This window comes from Methylosinus sp. sav-2, assembly GCF_004366495.1.
GTDB lineage: Bacteria > Pseudomonadota > Alphaproteobacteria > Rhizobiales > Beijerinckiaceae > Methylosinus.
The window spans coordinates 148208-164842 of sequence record NZ_SOEJ01000005.1; the positions used below are offsets into that span (position 1 = coordinate 148208).

At 66.6% G+C, this 16635-nt stretch carries 18 protein-coding genes; 7 read left to right on the forward strand and 11 right to left on the reverse strand.

The genetic code is table 11. The features are described 5' to 3' along the window. Window positions 1-3: 3 nt before the first annotated feature. The gene (clpS, locus tag EDE12_RS11695; protein ID WP_024880302.1) at window positions 4-372 is read right to left on the reverse strand and encodes an ATP-dependent Clp protease adapter ClpS; all 369 of its coding nucleotides are present in this window, start codon (window positions 370-372) and stop codon (window positions 4-6) included. Window positions 373-952: 580 nt separating this feature from the next. Here clpS and EDE12_RS11700 point away from each other — a divergent pair. Both EDE12_RS11700 and EDE12_RS11705 read left to right on the forward strand, forming a co-directional pair. Then, complete coding sequence (locus EDE12_RS11700) at window positions 953-1219, forward strand: hypothetical protein (RefSeq protein WP_026598876.1); 267 nt, start codon at window positions 953-955, stop codon at window positions 1217-1219. A 252-nt stretch (window positions 1220-1471) separates the two neighbouring features. Next, complete coding sequence (locus tag EDE12_RS11705) at window positions 1472-3022, forward strand: DEAD/DEAH box helicase (RefSeq protein WP_134188089.1); 1551 nt, start codon at window positions 1472-1474, stop codon at window positions 3020-3022. Between the two features lie 51 nt (window positions 3023-3073). On the opposite strand, the gene EDE12_RS11710 is transcribed toward EDE12_RS11705, so the two are convergent. The 4 genes from EDE12_RS11710 to EDE12_RS11725 form a co-directional block, all read right to left on the reverse strand. After that, window positions 3074-3352, reverse strand: coding sequence for a (2Fe-2S) ferredoxin domain-containing protein (locus EDE12_RS11710; RefSeq protein ID WP_026598877.1), 279 nt, complete (start codon window positions 3350-3352; stop codon window positions 3074-3076). 87 nt (window positions 3353-3439) lie between these two features. Next, window positions 3440-3919, reverse strand: coding sequence for a 23S rRNA (pseudouridine(1915)-N(3))-methyltransferase RlmH (gene rlmH / locus EDE12_RS11715; RefSeq protein ID WP_026598878.1), 480 nt, complete (start codon window positions 3917-3919; stop codon window positions 3440-3442). A gap of 63 nt (window positions 3920-3982) precedes the next feature. Beyond that, window positions 3983-4327, reverse strand: coding sequence for a ribosome silencing factor (rsfS, locus tag EDE12_RS11720; RefSeq protein ID WP_024880307.1), 345 nt, complete (start codon window positions 4325-4327; stop codon window positions 3983-3985). A gap of 597 nt (window positions 4328-4924) precedes the next feature. Beyond that, a complete protein-coding gene (locus EDE12_RS11725) occupies window positions 4925-5896 on the reverse strand; it encodes a quinone oxidoreductase (protein WP_026598879.1) in 972 nt (323 codons plus the stop codon). Window positions 5897-6066: 170 nt separating this feature from the next. Here EDE12_RS11725 and EDE12_RS11730 point away from each other — a divergent pair, with 170 nt between their 5' ends. Continuing rightward, entirely contained in the window at window positions 6067-7413 is a 1347-nt protein-coding gene (locus EDE12_RS11730; protein ID WP_026598880.1) for an FAD-dependent monooxygenase, read from the forward strand. Between the two features lie 38 nt (window positions 7414-7451). On the opposite strand, the gene EDE12_RS11735 is transcribed toward EDE12_RS11730, so the two are convergent. Continuing rightward, window positions 7452-8567: an ATP-binding protein gene (locus EDE12_RS11735; RefSeq protein ID WP_026598881.1), complete on the reverse strand. Its 1116-nt coding sequence runs from the start codon at window positions 8565-8567 to the stop codon at window positions 7452-7454. A 115-nt stretch (window positions 8568-8682) separates the two neighbouring features. Here EDE12_RS11735 and EDE12_RS11740 point away from each other — a divergent pair, with 115 nt between their 5' ends. Together EDE12_RS11740 and EDE12_RS11745 are read left to right on the forward strand one after the other, a co-directional pair. Beyond that, window positions 8683-9633 carry a patatin-like phospholipase family protein gene (locus tag EDE12_RS11740; protein WP_026598882.1) on the forward strand — a complete coding sequence of 317 codons (951 nt, stop codon included), beginning with the start codon at window positions 8683-8685 and terminating at the stop codon, window positions 9631-9633. 193 nt (window positions 9634-9826) lie between these two features. Then, window positions 9827-10249, forward strand: a complete 423-nt coding sequence (locus EDE12_RS11745) for a VOC family protein (RefSeq protein WP_024880312.1) — start codon at window positions 9827-9829, stop codon at window positions 10247-10249. A 127-nt stretch (window positions 10250-10376) separates the two neighbouring features. Here the strand turns inward: EDE12_RS11745 and EDE12_RS11750 are convergent, their stop codons facing one another. Genes EDE12_RS11750 through EDE12_RS11760 form a run of 3 tightly spaced genes read right to left on the reverse strand, consistent with a single transcriptional unit; the run spans window position 10377 to window position 13306 of the window. After that, on the reverse strand, window positions 10377-11312 hold the full coding sequence (locus tag EDE12_RS11750) for a prephenate/arogenate dehydrogenase family protein (RefSeq protein WP_024880313.1): 936 nt from the start codon (window positions 11310-11312) through the stop codon (window positions 10377-10379). Continuing rightward, complete coding sequence (hisC, locus tag EDE12_RS11755; RefSeq protein WP_024880314.1) at window positions 11305-12426, reverse strand: histidinol-phosphate transaminase; 1122 nt, start codon at window positions 12424-12426, stop codon at window positions 11305-11307. The genes EDE12_RS11750 and hisC overlap by 8 nt, the downstream gene beginning before the upstream one ends. A gap of 4 nt (window positions 12427-12430) precedes the next feature. Then, on the reverse strand, window positions 12431-13306 hold the full coding sequence (locus EDE12_RS11760) for a chorismate mutase (RefSeq protein ID WP_026598883.1): 876 nt from the start codon (window positions 13304-13306) through the stop codon (window positions 12431-12433). 266 nt (window positions 13307-13572) lie between these two features. On the opposite strand from EDE12_RS11760, the gene EDE12_RS11765 reads away from it, so the two are divergent. Both EDE12_RS11765 and EDE12_RS11770 read left to right on the forward strand, forming a co-directional pair. Further along, window positions 13573-13851, forward strand: coding sequence for a CopG family ribbon-helix-helix protein (locus tag EDE12_RS11765; protein WP_036290977.1), 279 nt, complete (start codon window positions 13573-13575; stop codon window positions 13849-13851). Then, the gene (locus EDE12_RS11770; RefSeq protein WP_026598884.1) at window positions 13848-14135 is read left to right on the forward strand and encodes a type II toxin-antitoxin system RelE/ParE family toxin; all 288 of its coding nucleotides are present in this window, start codon (window positions 13848-13850) and stop codon (window positions 14133-14135) included. The genes EDE12_RS11765 and EDE12_RS11770 overlap by 4 nt, the downstream gene beginning before the upstream one ends. A 9-nt stretch (window positions 14136-14144) precedes the next feature. Here the strand turns inward: EDE12_RS11770 and EDE12_RS11775 are convergent, their stop codons facing one another. Both EDE12_RS11775 and recN read right to left on the reverse strand, forming a co-directional pair. Continuing rightward, window positions 14145-14831 carry a lytic transglycosylase domain-containing protein gene (locus EDE12_RS11775; RefSeq protein WP_026598885.1) on the reverse strand — a complete coding sequence of 229 codons (687 nt, stop codon included), beginning with the start codon at window positions 14829-14831 and terminating at the stop codon, window positions 14145-14147. Window positions 14832-14943: 112 nt separating this feature from the next. Further along, window positions 14944-16620, reverse strand: a complete 1677-nt coding sequence (gene recN / locus EDE12_RS11780) for a DNA repair protein RecN (protein ID WP_026598886.1) — start codon at window positions 16618-16620, stop codon at window positions 14944-14946. Window positions 16621-16635: the final 15 nt, after the last annotated feature.

The following is a 16635-nucleotide window of genomic DNA, read 5'->3' on the forward strand; positions in this document are numbered from 1 at the left end:
CCCTCACTTCTTTTCCATGATGCACTGAAGCGGATGCTGGTGCTTGCGCGCATAATCCATCACTTGCGTGACTTTCGTCTCCGCCACCTCATAGGTGTAGACGCCGCATTCGCCGACGCCGTGATTATGCACGTGCAGCATTATCCGAGTGGCTTCTTCCAGGCTCTTGTTGAAATATTTACGCAGAACGATGACCACGAACTCCTGGGTCGTGTAGTCGTCGTTGAGCAACAAGACGCGATACATGTTGGGCCGTCGCGTCTGCGTCCGCGTGCGGGTGATCAGCGCCGTTCCCGACCCCGGCCCACCGTCGCCGCCGCCTTTGCGAGGCTCTTTCCCGCCCGCGTGGGGAGGCGCGCCGTCAGCGTCCATGGCGGACGCAAACCGGCTGTCGAGCGTAAGATCATCATCGATCACGGTCACCTCGGCTTTCCTCATTCCCCTTTCCGATGTTTCGCCCGCGAAAGGCCCGGCTGACATCTGCGTAGCATTCTCTGTGCCGCGAGCCCCTGGTCGGCTTTCGCGGCGCGGTCGAAGCGGGGTAGCGCCGAGTTTTCTTTCTCGCGGGAGCATTGGCAAGACCCGAAAAGCTGAAATCGCCGAAAAAGTCCGAAGCGCGCCCCGGATGCGGCGCCTCGGGCGCGCCGCCTCCTTCAACAATACGCCTAGGACATAATGTGCCGCGGCGAGCGAACAAGTGAGCGCGCCGCGGCGGCGCATTCGGCGACCGACGCGGTTTCCAAAAGGCGCCGCCAATGTCTCGATTCCGCCCCGCGGCGGCGCGCCGCATCCGTCTACTTATTGAAAACCATGAGCGTAAACGCGTCCTTTACTCCCGGCGCCTAATGTCGCCCCGCTCATACGCGAGGCGCGCGATTGAAAAGAGGCGCGAATGTCGATGCTCGATCGGTTTCGGCGGGACACGGCTGGTAGGCTCGTCGAAAAAGTTGCCTTGGGGTCGGCCGTGCTGGCGCTCGCCTGCGTGCTCGGGGCCAATCTGCTGTCGGCAAAGTTACAAAACGGCGAGCTGCCGCTCATCGCTTTTGTCCATAAGGAGGAGCGTGGCCGCGCGCAGCTCGCGGCGTCGCAGCCGAGCGTGGCGACTCAGGTCATGCATCGCATCGGCTTCGTCGGCGTCGATCACGCCGCCACCGGCTCGATCTCGCCCGCTCAAAAAGCCGTCGCGCCCGTCTCGCCCTGCGGGGCGGAGGCCAAATAAGGCGAAGCTTCAACGAAAACATCCGCAGCGGCGCGGCGCCGCTCGCGATGGCCCGCGTCAAATTCATTGACATTCGGCGCGTTCGGCTTCAAGCATGGCGCGCGTCTTGCTCCCCGGATCGTCGAGCAGAACGCCAGCGGACATATCCGTCGATTTGCGACGGCCCCGCCTCTCGAGGACGACGCGCGCCCCCGCGGCATTCGCGCGCCCTTCCCTTGCCAGATGTCATGAAAGCCGCGACCAGGACCATTGATGAACTTCGACGAACTCGGCCTTTCCCAAAAGGTCCTCGCGGCCGTTGAGGCGTCCGGCTACACCCAGCCCACGCCCATTCAGGAACAGGCCATTCCCCCCGCGCTGCAGGGGCGCGACATTCTGGGCATCGCCCAGACGGGCACAGGCAAGACGGCGGCGTTCACGCTGCCCATGCTGTGCCGGCTCGAGCAAGGCCGCGCACGCGCGCGAATGCCGCGCACGCTGATTCTCGAGCCGACGCGCGAGCTCGCCGCGCAGGTCGAGGCGAGCTTCGCCAAATATGGCGTAAATCATAAGCTCAATGTCTCGCTTCTGATCGGCGGCGTCTCCTTTGGAGATCAGGAAGCCAAGATCATGCGCGGCGCCGATGTGCTGATCGCGACGCCCGGCCGTCTGCTCGACTTCTTCGACCGCGGCAAGCTGCTGCTCACCAATATCGAGATCCTCGTCATCGACGAGGCCGACCGCATGCTCGACATGGGCTTCATCCCGGACATAGAGCGCGTCTGCAAGCTGGTGCCGTTCACGCGGCAGACATTATTCTTCTCCGCGACGATGCCGCCGGAGATCACGCGCCTCACCGAGGCGTTCTTGCACAATCCTGTGCGTGTCGAAGTGGCCCGCGCCTCGACGACCGCGGCGACGATCCGCCAGGCGCTCATCGCCACGCATGGCCATGCCGAGAAGCGCGAGACGCTGCGCCGAATCATCCGCGGCGCGGACAGCTTCAAGAACGCGATCATCTTCTGCAATCGCAAGCGCGATGTCGCGATCCTGCATCGCTCCCTGGACAAGCACGGCTTCTCCGCCGGCGCCCTGCATGGCGACATGGACCAGCTCGCCCGCATGGCCTCGCTCGACGCCTTCAAGAATGGCGACGTCAATCTTCTCGTCTGCTCGGATGTCGCGGCGCGCGGCCTCGATATTCCCGACGTCAGCCATGTCTTCAATTTCGACGTGCCGACGCATAGCGAGGATTATGTCCATCGCATCGGCCGCACGGGCCGCGCCGGCCGTTCCGGCACGGCCTTCACCCTCGTCACCGATGACGACCGCAAATATCTCGATCAGATCGAGACGCTGATCGGCAATAAGATCGATTGGGAAGGCCCCGGCCTCGACGAGCTGCCGCCGCCGTCCGAGGCGCCGGCGCGCGAATCGCGCGGGCGTGGACGCAGCGCACGCAGCGGCGAGCGCGGAGGACGCCGTTCCACGGCGGAACGCGAGCCGCGCCGCGAGGCCCGGCAAGAGCGGGAGCCCAGACAAGAGCGCGAGCCCCGGCCAGAGCGGGAGCCGCGGCAAGAACGCGAGCCCCGGGCGGAACGCGAGCCGAGACAGGCGCGCGAGCCGAGGCAAGAGCGTGAGACCCACCCTGCTGCGCGACCCCGCCCCGAGCGGCCGCCGACCTATGGCGATCGCCGCGACCGCAGGCCGACGACGCGCCAGCATGAGGACGATGGGCCGCCGGTCATTGGCCTCGGCGACCATATTCCGTCCTTCCTGCTGCGCCCCGTGGTGCTGAAGCCGGCCAAGGTCGGCGACGAATAAAGCGTTTTCAGCAATTGGAAACGCGCCGAAGCGAAAGCGTAGAGGCGCCGCTCAGCCGATGAGCGCCTCCTCCACGAGATCGAGCATATGCTCGATGTCTGGATCGGCGTGAACGTCGCCGGACGGCTCTATGCGGACCATGGGGATTCCTCGCGAGCAATGGCGCAGGCAGCTGCGCCTCACGCAGGCGATCTCGCCAGCGGCAATCCCTTTGCCGAAATCGATATCGAGCGCCTCGCTCAAGCGCTCATGCAGCGCGCTCCCGCGTCCATCGCGGTCGCAGACGTCGCCGACGCAGACGACGAAGCGTATCAGCGGCGGCTCGGTCATGTCGCTCCTCTCGCTCTGAACCCGGCCGACCGGCGGATGCAATCTTCATGTCGTCGTGGTGAATAAATCACAAGGACGAAGCGCGCCTCAGGCGCGATGATACGGGTGTCCGGAAAGAATGGTCGTCGCCCGATAGATCTGCTCGGCGACGAGGATTCGCACGATCTGATGCGGCAGCGTCATGCGCCCGAAGGAAAAGACGGCGCCGGCCTTGTCCCGCACGGCGGGCGCCAGCCCCTCAGAGCCGCCGATCGCGAACCACAGCGATTTTACGCCTTTGTCTCTCTCGCTTTCGACCATGGCCGCGAAATCGACGCTGCTGGCCGGCTTTCCCCGCTCGTCGAAGACGACGAGGCGCGCGCCCGCCGGCAGGGCGGCGAGCATTCCGTCGCCTTCCTGCGCCATGCGCTCGGCCGGATTGCGCGCCCGGCTCTCGTCGATTTCCAGGAGATCGAGCCCCGCGAGCCCGAGATTTCGCATCGCCGCGACGCGGGCGGCGTAACGTGCGTAGAGCTCGCGCTCCGGGCCAGCCTTTAGCCGACCGACACAGAGAATTCCGAGACGCATGTTCTCTTACGGACATTCGCGCTCGCGGCGAATGCCGTCCTGTCCCGTTTCGCCCTCAGGCGGTCAGACCGCGCGCAGCTCGCTCGGCCGCGCGCCGGCCCACATTTTCTCGAGGTTGTAGAACTGACGCACCTCAGGTCGGAAAATGTGGACGATGACGTCGCCCGCGTCGATCAGCACCCAGTCGCACTGCGGCAGCCCCTCGACGCGCGGAGCGACGAGGCCGGCCTCCTTGCAGGCTTTGAGCACTCTGTCGGCGATGGCGCCGACATGCGTGGTCGAACGGCCGGTCGCGATGACCATGTCATCGGCGATCGACGTCTTGCCGCGCAAATCGATGGAGATGACGTCCTCGGCCTTGGAGTCGTCGAGGCTGGTGAGGACTTTTTGGACGATGGAGCCGGTGATCTGGCCGATCGGCCCGGAAGCCGGCTGAGACGGCGCGCGCGCCGCCCCTGGGAGACTTGTCGTCAGCTTATGACCCTCATGCTTCGCGGCGCTGGCGCCGCGCTTGTCAGAATGTGTCGTTTTGGCCCGGAATGCAACCGCGCAGATGCGAAAGCGCAGGGCGAAGACCGCGCTCGCGCCCGGCTCCATGATCTGGAGCGGTGAGATAAGGCCTTATTGCGCAAAGAAAAAGGCGGAATGGGCGCCGCGGCGCGGCACGCCGCGAGCAGAAAAAAACCCGGCGAGAACGCCGGGTTTTGAGAGTGGGTCCCGGCCCATCGGGAGGTGGGAGGAACCTCAAAGCCGGAACGATTTTGGAGCCTATCCGATTCCTCGTCGCAGCGCCCGGCATAAAAGGTCGCATTTGTCCAGGCTCGGCCAGGAGAACCGGCCACACGGCCCCGTTCGAGCGCCGCCCGAGCGGGCGGGGCCGACCGACGCGATTCGGCAGCGCCCGCAAATTCAACCCCCTAAATTCTGCGACCGAAGCCGCTGCGGCGCGCCTGTGCTAAAAATGTCACACAGATGAAGATTTTGCAGCGGCTGCCGGCACAAGGCTCAGGGAATGAGCACGAGCGCGCCTGTGGTGCGCCGCGCCTCGAGGTCGGCATGGACGAGAGCAGCGTCCTCGAGCCGATAGAGCGCTGGCCGCTCGAGCCGCAGGACGCCCTTCTTGATCGCGCGCACCACTTGGCTCGTCATCTTCTCGAGGTCCTTGCGCCGCGCGATATGCGCGAAGAGCGAGGGACGCGTCGCGAAGAGCGAGCCCTTTTGCGACAGGAGATTTATGTCGAAAGCCTCGATCTTGCCCGAGGCGGAGCCATAGCTGACGAAAAGTCCGAAAGGCTTCAAGCAATCGAGCGAAGCCGGAAAAGTATCGCGGCCGACGCCGTCATAGACGACGTCGCAGAGCTTGCCGTTTGTGATCTCGCGCACGGCGGCGACAAAATCCGCGCTGCGATAGAGAATCGTATGCGCCGCCCCGGCTTCTTTGGCGATCTTCGCCTTCTCCTCGTCGCCGACGGTGGCGATCACATGCGCGCCGAGCGCGCTTCCCCATTGGCAGAGCAATTGGCCGACGCCGCCCGCGCCCGCATGGACGAGAATGCGGTCGCCCTCTTTCACCTTGAACGTGCGGCGCAGCAGATATTGCGCGGTGAGCCCTTTGAGCATCATCGAGGCGCCGGTCTCGAAGGAAAAGGACTTGGGCAGCCTCACCAGCGAGGCGGCGGGAATATTGCGCGCCGCCGCATAGCCGCCGAGCGGGCCGACATAGGCCACGCGCTCGCCGATTTCGACCTCGTCGACGCCCTCGCCGAGCGCGACCACCTCGCCGGCGCCCTCATAGCCCGGAATAAAGGGAAGATCGGCGGGATAGGCGCCGCTGCGCAGATAGACGTCGATATAATTGACGCCGATCGCCCTCTGGACGATCTGCGCCTCGCCCGGACCCGGCGCAGGAAGCTCGACTTCCTCATAGCGCAGAACCTGCGGCCCGCCCGTCTCGTAAATGCGTATCGCCTTCACCATGATTTTCTCCGAATGACTTCGCGCCGCAAAATCCGCGTCGATTGCGACCATGGATTGACGCAGACGACAAAGCCAACAGATTTTCGGGCAGCGGCGGAAAGCCGCCGGTGGGCGGCTTCGCCTTCCCCTCCCCATGGTGTAGAAGGATTCCCGAAACGGAGACGCAGCACATGGCCGAGACATTGGCGGGCGCAAGCCCCGCGATCGACACGCAAATTCTCGTCGCCGGGGCCGGCTCCACGGGCATAGCCGCCGCCCTCGCCTTCGCCAACGCCGGCTGGCGCGTGACGCTCGCCGGGCGCTTCCCCCCGCCTCTGCCGGGCCGCACAATCGCGCTGTTCGAGGCCTCGGTGCGCTTTCTCGATTCGATCGGCGTGCTGGAGAAAGTCCGCGCCGCCGCCTGTCCGATCGAGACGATCCAAATGGTCGACGACACGGATCAGCTCCTCCCCGTGCCCGATCTCGTCATGCGGTCGGAAGAGATCGATCTTCCGGCTTTCGGCCTCAATGTCTCCAATGACGAGCTGACCGCCATTCTGCTCGAGCACGCGCGCGCCACGCAGGGCTTCGAGATCATCGAAAGCGACATCGCCGATTATGAATTCGAGGACGATGGCGCCGCGGCGATTCTCGCCGACGGGCGCCGCATAGAGGCCGATTTCATCGTGGCCGCCGATGGGCGCGGCAGCAAGGCGCGCGCCGCCGCCGGCATAGACACGAAGGAATGGACCTATCCGCAAGTGGCGCTCACCGCTCTGCTGCGTCACGAGCTGCCGCACGACAATGTCTCGACCGAATTTCACACGCGCTCCGGCCCCTTCACTCTGGTGCCGCTGCCGCCGCGCGAGGGCGCGGAGCATCGCTCCAGCCTGGTCTGGCTGATGAGCCCGCGCGACGCCAAGCGCCGCCTCGCCAAGCCGCGCGACGAGCTGCAATACGAGATGGAGGATTATTCGCGCGAGAAGCTCGGCTCCATCACGATCGAGAGCGGCATCGGCGAGTTCCGCATGGGCGGGCTGCAAGTGTCGCGGCTGACGGCGCCGCGTCTCGCGCTGGTCGGCGAGACCTGCCATGTGTTTCCGCCGATCGGCGCGCAGGGCCTCAATCTCAGCCTGCGCGACGTCGCCGATCTCGAGGATTGCCTCGCCAGCGTCGATCTGCGCAATCCCAAGGAGCTCGCGCGCGCGCTGATGCGCTACGAGGTGCATCGGCGGGCCGATATCGGCTTCCGCACCCATGGCGTCGATCTGCTCAATCGCTCGCTGATCGTCCCCTATCTGCCGATCGACCTCCTTCGCGGCGCGGGCTTCATCGCCATGACGGCGCTCGGCCCGTTGCGCCGCGCCGTGATGCGCGAGGGCGTGGCCCCGCATCTCGCCCAGCCGCGGCTGATGCGCGACGAGGCGCCCAAGGAGCCCCGCATGCGCGGCAAGCGACCGCGCGGCCCGGAGGCGCTGGTCGACGCCGCCAAAGGCGCCTTCGCCCATTTGCGCGAGACGGCCTCACGCCTGGGCTGAGCGCGCGCCTGTCCTTCTCCCGCTCGCGGGGGAAGGACTCACATGGACGGCGCGAATAGCGCCGGTATCGCGAGGCGGAACGCCGTCCCGTCGCCCGGCTGCGACTCGACCTCTATCTCCCAGCCGTGACGATCCGCGATGGATTTGCAGATCGCCAGCTCTATGCCAGTGCCGGCATATTCCACATCGCTCTCCGGCCGGCTGAAGGGCTCGAAAATTCGCTGCGCGAAGTCCTGCTCGAAGCCGACGCCCTTATCGACGATGGAGAGGCGAATGGCGCCCTGCTCCAGCGTCGCCGCGATCGTTACCTCGGCCGGCCGGCCGGGCTTGCGATATTTGACCGCATTCGCGACGATATTCTGCATCAGGCAGGCAAATTGCGCGCGGTCGCCGACGAAAGCGGCGGCGGGAATATCGACCTCGAGCCTGGTCGCGCCCGCTTCGATCGATTGCGCCAGCGCCGCGAGGGAGAATTGCACCTCCTCGCGCAGATCCAGCGCCTCCAATTGCTGATCGCCGTAGATGGTGCGCGCATAAATGAGCAGATCGCCGACGAGCTTGCGCCCGCGCACGGCCGCGCAACGCATATGAGCGCTCGCCTGCGCGATCTCGTCGCAGCATCCCGCCGCCATGGCGGCATCGAGCCGCGTCGATTGCGCGGCGATCTCATTCAAGGGCTGCTGCAGATCGAGCGAGGCGACATAGGCGAATTGGCCGAGCCTCTCATTGGCGCGCTCCAGCTCCGCGACGCTGGCGGTGAGCGCGCGCTCCACCTCTCGCCGCCTGCTCATGTCGAGGATCGTGGCCGTCACCATCAGCTCGTGCGCGGTCGCCAGCGGCGCGAGCCCGATCTCGACCGGAAACTCGCCGCCGTCGCGACGCCGGGCCTTGATCTCACGGCCGACGCCCATCCGGCGGCGGCTCGGATCGGCGTAAAAGAACCGGCGGTAGGCGGCGTGGCGGCGTTGGACGACCGCAGGAGTCAGCAGATCGACAGAGCGGCCGATCAGCTCCTCCCGCGCGTAGCCGAACATGTGTTCCGTCTCGCGATTGGCGTAGCGCACCAGCCCATCGGAGCCCACGATGAGAATCGCCGCCGGCGAGGCCTCGACCATCACGCGATAGCGATCATATTCGACCGTCTCGGCGCTCATCCGCGCTCCCTCCGCGGCGTGATCTTCGCCCTCGCCCCCGAAGGCGGCGGATGTGATATGTGAACGACGGGGGGCGAAAAAAAGAGCCTGAGCGGCGACGACGAGGGAAGCGACGGTGACGCCCGACAAAGAGGAGCATCCACTCGGCAGGCGCAAGATCGGCCTCGCGCTCAGCTCCGGCATGGCGCGCGGCTGGGCGCATATCGGCGCGGTGCGCGCGCTGACGCGCATGGGCGTCGTCTTCGATGTCGTCGCCGGAACCTCTGCGGGCGCGCTCGTCGGCGGCTGCTTCATCGCCGGCAAGCTCGACGAGCTGGAGGCCTGGGCCGCCTCGCTCGACAAGCGCAAGATCGTTTCCTATCTCGATCTCCAGCTCGGCTATGGCGGCCTCATCAAGGGCGATCGGCTGCTGATGGAGTTGCGCCGCGCGCTCGGGCCGCTGCGCGTCGAGACTCTGCCGACGCCTTTCGTCGCCGTCGCCACCGATCTGATCACCGGCCATGAGATCTGGCTGCAGAAGGGCGACCTCGCCGAGACGCTGCGCGCCTCCTTCTCGCTGCCGGGCCTGTTCCCGCCCATGGAGGTGGAGGGGCGCTGGCTCGCCGATGGCGCGCTGGTCGATCCTCTGCCGGTCGCCGCCTGCCGCGCGCTCGGCGCGGAGCTGGTGATCGCGGTCAATCTCAACACGGACATAATCGGGAAATCGCGCGACGCCGCGCGCATCCCTTCGACCATGGGCTTCGATCCGATCACGCTGCTCGAGCAAAAGCAGAAGCCATTCGTCGCCTCGCTCACCGAGTCGCTGACGCGCGGCGTCTTCCGCCGCGACCCCGACCGGCCGAGCATTTTCGGCGTGATGACGACCTCGCTCAGCATCATGCAGGACCGCTTGACGCGCTCGCGCCTCGCCGGCGATCCGCCCGACGTGCACATCACGCCGCGCGTCGGCCATATCGGTCTGCTCGAATTCGATCGCACGGAGGAAGCCGTACGCGAAGGCGAGGTAGCGGTGGAGAAACGACGCGAGGAGATTTCCGACGCGCTGCAGGTGATGGGGCTGATCTGATCGGGCCGATCCGACGGCGCCCCATCTTGCTCCACCGCGCGCGGCGGATTAAAAATCACGCGTCAGAAAAGGAGAGATCGGTGCGGTTGGCCCGATCCCCGCGCCAGCGGGTCCTGACCTTCGCTCGCCGCGATGTGTCCCATGGCCTTTAACGCCAGCGCAATCTCGCGCCGGCGGCCAATGAGGTCGTGGCATGCAACAGCAAATATCCGTCATCACGCTCGGCGTCTCCGATCTGGAGCGCTCACGTCGTTTCTATGTCGAGGGCTTCGGCTGGAAGCCGGTCTTCGAGAGCCCGCAAATCATCTTCTACCAGATGAACGGCTTTGTTCTCGGCGCATTCCTGAAAGACGCGCTCGAGGCGGACATGAGCCGCTCCGGACTCCATACGCCAGGAGCCTTCTCGCTCGCGCATAATGTCCCGAGCAAAGAGGATGTCGAGCCGGTCATGAAGCGTCTCATCGAGGCCGGCGGCGCGCTATTGCGGCCGGCCGGCCCGCCGCCGCACGGAGGCTTTCGCGGCTATGTCGCCGACCCCGACGATCATGCATGGGAGATCGCCTGGAATCCCTTGTGGCCGATCGACGCGAACGGCCATGTGACATTTGAAATGTGACGCTGCGATCAGAGAAGCGCCTGCGCTGGATCAGCTCGACGCCCGTCGGCGGATCGGCTCGCGCGGCGTTCGCCGTCTTCCTTCTCCCCGCTCGCGGGGAGAAGGGAAATTTTCAGCCGGAACCGCCTCACTCCTCGCGCGGCGCCGAGCGTCCGAAATCCGGCGCCGCCGTATCCTGCCCCTGCTCTATGATGCTGCGGCGGATGGCGCGCGTGCGCGTGAACAGCGCGAACAGCCCATCGCCGTCGCCGGTGCGGATCAGGCGGCGCAGCGCCGTCAAATCCTCGTCGAAACGGCCGAGCATCTCCAGCACGGCGTCCTTGTTGTTCAAGAAAATATCGCGCCACATGATCGGATCGGAGGCCGCGATGCGGGTGAAATCACGAAAGCCCGACGCCGAGAATTTGATCACCTCCGACTGCGTGACCTCCTCGAGATCGGCGGCCGTGCCGACGATGTTGTAAGCGATGAGATGCGGCAGATGGCTCGTCACCGCCAGCACCAGATCATGATGAGTCGCGCTCATCGTCTCGACATTGGCGCCGAGGCGCGTCCAAAAAGCCGAGAGCTTCCTCACCGCCTCGCCGTCGAAACCTTCTTGCGGCGTGAGAATGCACCAACGATTCTGAAACAGCGTCGCAAAGCCGGCGTCCGGCCCGGAATATTCCGTGCCGGCGATCGGATGCGCGGGAATGAAATGCGCGCTCGCGGGAACATGCGGCGCGACCTGCGCGACAATGGCGCCCTTCACCGAGCCGACGTCGGACAGAATGGCGCCCGGCGCAAGATGCGGCGCGATCGCGCGCGCGACCTCGCCGCAAGCGCCGACCGGCACGCAGAGAATAACGAGATCGGCGCCCGTGACGGCCTGCGCGAGATCGGCGGTCGTTTCATCGGCTATGCCGAGCTCGCGCACGCGCGCGCACACTTGTTCCGAGGCGTCGCTCGCGGCGATGCGAGTCGCGGCGCCATAGGCGCGAGCGCCGCGCGCGATCGACGAGCCGATGAGGCCGAGGCCGATCAGCGCGACCTTCTCGAAGATCGGCGCGCGCGCGTCAGCCATGCGCGGCCCGCGGCGCCGCGCGCCAAGATGCGGTGAATTCGCCGAGCGCCGCGACGACGAGACGATTGGCCTCCTCCGAGCCGATGGTCAGCCGCAGAAATTGCGGCATTCCATAAGCGCCGATCGCGCGCAGCACGAGGCCACGCGCGGTGAGGAAGCGATCGGCGTCCGCCGCCGTGCGCCCCGCCTCATCGGGAAAGCGAATGGCGATGAAATTGGCGACGCTCGGCAGAACCTCGAGCCCCAGCGCCTCGATCTCGCGCGTCAGAAACGGCAGCCAGCGCGCATTATGCGCGATCGCCGCCTCGAGATGCGCTTTGTCCTGCACGGCCTCTATGCCCGCCTCGATCGCCGCGCTGCTCACATTGAAAGGGCCGCGCAGACGGTTCAGCGCATCGACGATATGCGCCGAGCCATAGCCCCAGCCGAGACGCAGCCCCGCGAGGCCGTAGATTTTCGAGAAGGTGCGCGTCGTCACCACATTGTCGCGCGTCGAGGCGAGCTCCAGCGCCGCGGAGTAATCCTCGCACTGCGCATATTCCGCATAGGCCGCGTCGATGACGAGCACGACATGCGGCGGCAGCGCGTCGGCGAGCCGCAGTATTTCCGATTTCGGCAGATAGGTCCCAGTCGGATTATTGGGATTGGCGACGAAGACGATTTTCGTGCGCTCCGTCACCCTCTCCAAAATCGCGTCGACGCTCGCCTTGTAATTCGTCTCCGGCGCGATGACGGGAACGCCGCCCGCCGCGAGAATGACGATGCGATATTCGAGAAATCCATATTGCGTGTAGATTCCTTCGTCGCCCGGCTCGATGAAAGCGTGCGCGAGCAGAGCGAGAATATCGTCGGAGCCGGCGCCGCAGACGATGCGCTCGGGATCGAGCCCATGCGCCGCGCCGATCGCCTGCCGCAGCCGCGTCGCCGAGCCGTCGGGATAGGCGGCGATCTTGGGCGCCAGCGCGCGCAGCGCCTCCACGGCCTTGGGAGACGGCCCCAGCGGCGTCTCATTGGCGGAGAGCTTGAAGACGCGCGCGGCGCCGGGGGCGGCGCTCTTGCCGGGCACATAAGCGTCGATCGCCAGCACGCTTCGACGCACGACAGGTTTGGTCATCTCGTCAACTCCTCGGAGCAAAAACGCCGCTGCGGGCCGTATCCAATTCGAAGCGCGCCGCATGGCTGCCGACCGGCTCGGCGCTGGCGCGGCCGACGCCGGCGCGCGCCAGCTCTTCCGTAAATTGCGCGGCTTTCACATGGCCGGGCGCGGCGACGAGCAGCGACAGCTCGCCGCCATGCGGCGCGGTGGCGAGAATCTCGCCGGCGAGCGCGTCGATCGCCGCAGGGGCGGCCGCGTGCCACTTCGGCAGCGTGAGCGCATAGAGCGCGATATCCTGCGAGGCGGCCTCGGCGAGCGGCTTGGCGACGATCAGCACCGGCAGGCCGGCCGGATGATTGGGCCGCTCGACGAAGGGCAGGCGCGCGATGATCTTCGGCGCATCGGCGCCAATGAGACGCGTCCACCAGGCGCCCTCCTCCTGCGCGCCGGCCGAGCGCAGCATGCCGAGATCGCCCTTGGAGCCGGCGACCGCCGCGACCACGGCGCCGGCGCCGTGATGCGTGACGTAAGGCACGGTGAAGCCGAAGTGGAAGCGCGCGCTGTCGCGCATGGCCGCGTCGCCGCCGGAATCATCGGCGTGCAGGGAGTATTCCGCCTGCATATAGGTGAAGGTGGAGACGATGATGCGCCAAATGCCTTCGACCGTATCGACCGGCAGCAGGCCCGTATGACGCGTGACCAGCCCGCGCATCATCCGCGCCTCGCGGTCGGGCCGAAAGGCGGAGGCGCCATTCTGCCCTTTGACCGCGATCAGCCGATCGATGATCTCGCCGCGCTGCATGAGCAGGCCATGCATTTCGCGATCGATGCGGTCGATCTCGTCGCGCAGATCCGCGAGCGTTTCGGTCTCGATCCTGGGCAAAGATTCGTCTCGCATCGGCGCGGGCTGGCTTCGAAAAGGGCGGAGGGCTGTCTTAGGCCAGCGCGGCGCGAGAGGCAATGCGAGGGGGGCCGGGCTCCCGGGGATCTGAGGTCACGTTAGCAGGCAGAGGTGTTTCCAGCTTCATGGCGGCGCTTGTCGCGGCCATCCACACCCCGACGCCCAGGGAGTCGGAACATGAACAGAACAACACATCAGCAAATCCAACGAGCGCGCTCCTCGCCCGCGCTTGCCCAAACTCAGATTGGCGATAGGATGTGTACATGAAAACACAAAACGAAGCGCGAGCAAGCGAAACCTTCACTGTCCGCGTCGACGCCCAGACCAAGGCGCGGCTGGAGAAGCTCGCCGAGAGCACCGGCCGCAGCCGTTCTTTTCTCGCAGCGGAAGCGATCACTCAATTTCTCGACGCCAATGAATGGCAAGTCGAGGGAATTCGAGACGCGATACGCGCGATCGACGCGGGCGAAGCGATAGCGCACCAGGACGTGCGGAAATGGGTCGAATCATGGGACACGCCGGATGAAACGCCGGCTCCATGAAAATCGTCTGGTCGCGAAAAGCGCTCGGCGATTTGTCGGCGATCCGAGCCTATATCGCGCGCGATAATCCGGCCGCCGCCCGGCGGATGGTCCTGCATCTCGTCGAAACGCTCGAAACGACCCTTCCCGGCGCTCCACACATCGGACGTCCCGGCCGTATTTTCGGCACACGGGAATTCGTCGTCACAGGAACGCCCTACCTCGTTCCCTATCGCGTGCAGAACGAGACTATTCACATATTGCGCCTCTATCACGGAGCGCGCCGCTGGCCGGACGCTTTGTGACGGGCGCCTCTACTGCTGCGCCGTCTGCTCCTCCAGCGCGATCGGGGCCTGCGCCTCCGCCGAGGTCATGATCGGCGCCGGCTGGGCTTCCGGCTCCGCCGTTCTGAGGTGCTTGCCGGCGGGAATATCGATCGCCGCCAGCACGACCGGCTGCGCCTCCGCTTTCGCCACGGCGGGCGCCGCCGGCTCGCTCAGCTCATCCGTGGACGAGCGCCCGCTGGCCATTTGGCCGAGCAGGCCCTTGCGCTTGGCCTCGAAATAAAAGCCCTTGGCGTAGAGCTGAATGGCCCGCTGCGCGTCGCCGCCGGCGACGCGGAAGGCGTTGGCGAGATAGGCGCCGGCGTAGGCGAGATTGGTTTCCGCGTCCAGCAGGCCCTTGGCCGGACCGCTGTAGCCGACGCTGCGCGCCGTGTCGTAGCGGATCTGCATCAAGCCCCAATACGGCCCGTTCTTGGCGGCGGGATTGTAATTGCTCTCGCGGCGGACGGCGGTATGGATCAGCGATTCGGGAATGTCGTAAGTGCGAGCGCAGCGGGAAATGCTGTCTTCCAGCTTCTCGCGCTGCGAGAGCTTCGCTTTCGGCGGCGGCGGCTCTTCGACCGCCTTGGCGACGAATTGACGTTCGGGAGAAGAGGAATTGCAGCCCGCGAGCGCAAAGCCCAAGGCGGCGGTCGCCGCGCAAATCGCCAGTCTCATTCGTCCTCCCGAGCCGATTTGGTTAGCGCTTCTTAACCGAAGATCGAGCTTTCGCCAAATCGGCCCGAATCCGTACGGGCCTCGTGAGCGCCTCCGGCCCCGCGGACACGCTCTAGCCCGCCCCTTCCAGCAGCCGGCGAGCCGCCGCGCGGGCCTCGTCGGTGATGGCGGCGCCCGAGAGCATGCGGGCGATCTCCTCGCGCCGCTCCGCCTCTTCCAGCTCGGCGACGCGCGTCGCCACGCGGTCTTTCGCCTTGCCTTTCACGGCGCCTTTGGCGATGCGCAAATGCCGGCTGGCGCGCGCCGCCACTTGCGGCGCATGGGTGACGGTGAGCACTTGCGCGCGTTTGGCGAGCCGCGCCAGACGTTGGCCGATGGCGTCCGCCACCGCGCCGCCGACGCCGGTGTCGATCTCGTCGAAGACGAGCGTCGGCGCCGAGCCGCGATCGGCGAGCACGACTTTCAGCGCCAGCATGAAGCGCGCGAGCTCGCCGCCGGAGGCGACCTTCACCAGCGGGCCGGGCCGCGAGCCCGGATTGGTCTGCACCCAGAACTCCACACGATCATAGCCGTCCGGCCCGCCGGTCGCAGGATCGCTGACGATCTCGGTGCGAAAGCGCGCGCCTTCCAGCTTCAGCGGCTTCAGCTCGCCCTCCACGAGAGCGTCGAGCGTCTTGGCCGCCGCGCGGCGCGCCGCCGAAAGGCTTTCCGCCGCCTTGGCGTAGGCGGCCTGCGCTTTGGCGACCGCCTCGCTCAGCGCGACGATGCGCGCCTCGCCGGCGTCCAGCGCGGCGAGATCGGCGGCGAAGCGCTCGGCCAGCGCGGGCAGCGCGTCGACGCTGGTCTGATGCTTGCGCGCGGCGCCGCGCAGAGCGAACAGCCGCTCCTCCACGCGCTCCAATTCGCGCGGGTCGAAATCGGCGTCGCGGAGCGCCTGCTCCAGCGCCTGCTCGGCGAGGGAGAGCGCGTCCAGCGCCTGGGCGAGCGCCTTGGCCGGCGGCTCGATGAGCTGCGGCGCCTGGGTCGCGCGCCGCTCCAGCCGCCGGGCGGCGGAGGCGATCTCGCCGGCGGGCGAATGATCGCCGGAAAAAGCCTCGAGCGCGTCACGCAGATCGCCGGCCACTTTCTCGGAGCGCTGCATCGTCTGGCGCCGCTCGGCGAGCGCAGCCTCCTCGCCCGGCTGCGGCGCCAGCGCCTCCAGCTCCTCATTGGCGTGGCGCAGATAATCGGCGTCGGCGCGCGCCTTGGCGACGCGGGCCTCCTCCTCGGTCAGCTCGCGGCGTGCGCGCTGGAGGGCGCCATGCAGCTCCCGCACCTGCGCCGCCGCTTCGCCGAGCCCGCCATGGGCGTCGACGAGGGCGCGATGGGCGCTCGGGTCCACCAATGCGCGATCATCGTGCTGGCAATGGATCTCGACCAGCGAAGCGCCGATCACGCGCAGCGCCTGGGCGCTCGCCGGCTGATCGTTGACGAAGGCGCGGGTGCGGCCGTCGCCGGTCTGCACACGGCGCAAAACCAGCTCATCCTCGGCGTCGAGGCCGAACTCGCGCGCCGCGGCGAGGGCCGGATGGTCGCACGGCAGATCGAAGGCCGCCGTCACCTGCCCCTGCTCCTCGCCGGCGCGCACCAGCGAGGCGTCGCCGCGCGCGCCCAGCGCCAGCAGGAAAGCGTCGAGAAGGATGGATTTGCCCGCGCCGGTCTCGCCGGTCAACGTGGTCAGGCCTGACGAGAACTCGAGATCGAGCCTGTCGATGAGGACGATATCGCGAATAGACAAACGGACGAGCATGCGCGCGCTCTACTC

What these genes read in the sequence shown, in the direction of transcription:
- EDE12_RS11760 (WP_026598883.1), bottom strand. Translation starts at nt 13,306, where the DNA reads ATGCGAGACGAATCTTTGCCCAGGATCGAGACCGAAACGCTCGCGGAT.
- EDE12_RS11765 (WP_036290977.1), top strand. Translation starts at nt 13,573, where the DNA reads ATGAAAACACAAAACGAAGCGCGAGCAAGCGAAACCTTCACTGTCCGC.
- EDE12_RS11770 (WP_026598884.1), top strand. Translation starts at nt 13,848, where the DNA reads ATGAAAATCGTCTGGTCGCGAAAAGCGCTCGGCGATTTGTCGGCGATC.
- EDE12_RS11730 (WP_026598880.1), top strand. Translation starts at nt 6,067, where the DNA reads ATGGCCGAGACATTGGCGGGCGCAAGCCCCGCGATCGACACGCAAATT.
- EDE12_RS11710 (WP_026598877.1), bottom strand. Translation starts at nt 3,352, where the DNA reads ATGACCGAGCCGCCGCTGATACGCTTCGTCGTCTGCGTCGGCGACGTC.
- EDE12_RS11750 (WP_024880313.1), bottom strand. Translation starts at nt 11,312, where the DNA reads ATGGCTGACGCGCGCGCGCCGATCTTCGAGAAGGTCGCGCTGATCGGC.
- EDE12_RS11775 (WP_026598885.1), bottom strand. Translation starts at nt 14,831, where the DNA reads ATGAGACTGGCGATTTGCGCGGCGACCGCCGCCTTGGGCTTTGCGCTC.
- EDE12_RS11705 (WP_134188089.1), top strand. Translation starts at nt 1,472, where the DNA reads ATGAACTTCGACGAACTCGGCCTTTCCCAAAAGGTCCTCGCGGCCGTT.
- clpS (WP_024880302.1), bottom strand. Translation starts at nt 372, where the DNA reads ATGGACGCTGACGGCGCGCCTCCCCACGCGGGCGGGAAAGAGCCTCGC.
- EDE12_RS11745 (WP_024880312.1), top strand. Translation starts at nt 9,827, where the DNA reads ATGCAACAGCAAATATCCGTCATCACGCTCGGCGTCTCCGATCTGGAG.
- EDE12_RS11725 (WP_026598879.1), bottom strand. Translation starts at nt 5,896, where the DNA reads ATGGTGAAGGCGATACGCATTTACGAGACGGGCGGGCCGCAGGTTCTG.
- hisC (WP_024880314.1), bottom strand. Translation starts at nt 12,426, where the DNA reads ATGACCAAACCTGTCGTGCGTCGAAGCGTGCTGGCGATCGACGCTTAT.
- rlmH (WP_026598878.1), bottom strand. Translation starts at nt 3,919, where the DNA reads ATGCGTCTCGGAATTCTCTGTGTCGGTCGGCTAAAGGCTGGCCCGGAG.
- recN (WP_026598886.1), bottom strand. Translation starts at nt 16,620, where the DNA reads ATGCTCGTCCGTTTGTCTATTCGCGATATCGTCCTCATCGACAGGCTC.
- EDE12_RS11735 (WP_026598881.1), bottom strand. Translation starts at nt 8,567, where the DNA reads ATGAGCGCCGAGACGGTCGAATATGATCGCTATCGCGTGATGGTCGAG.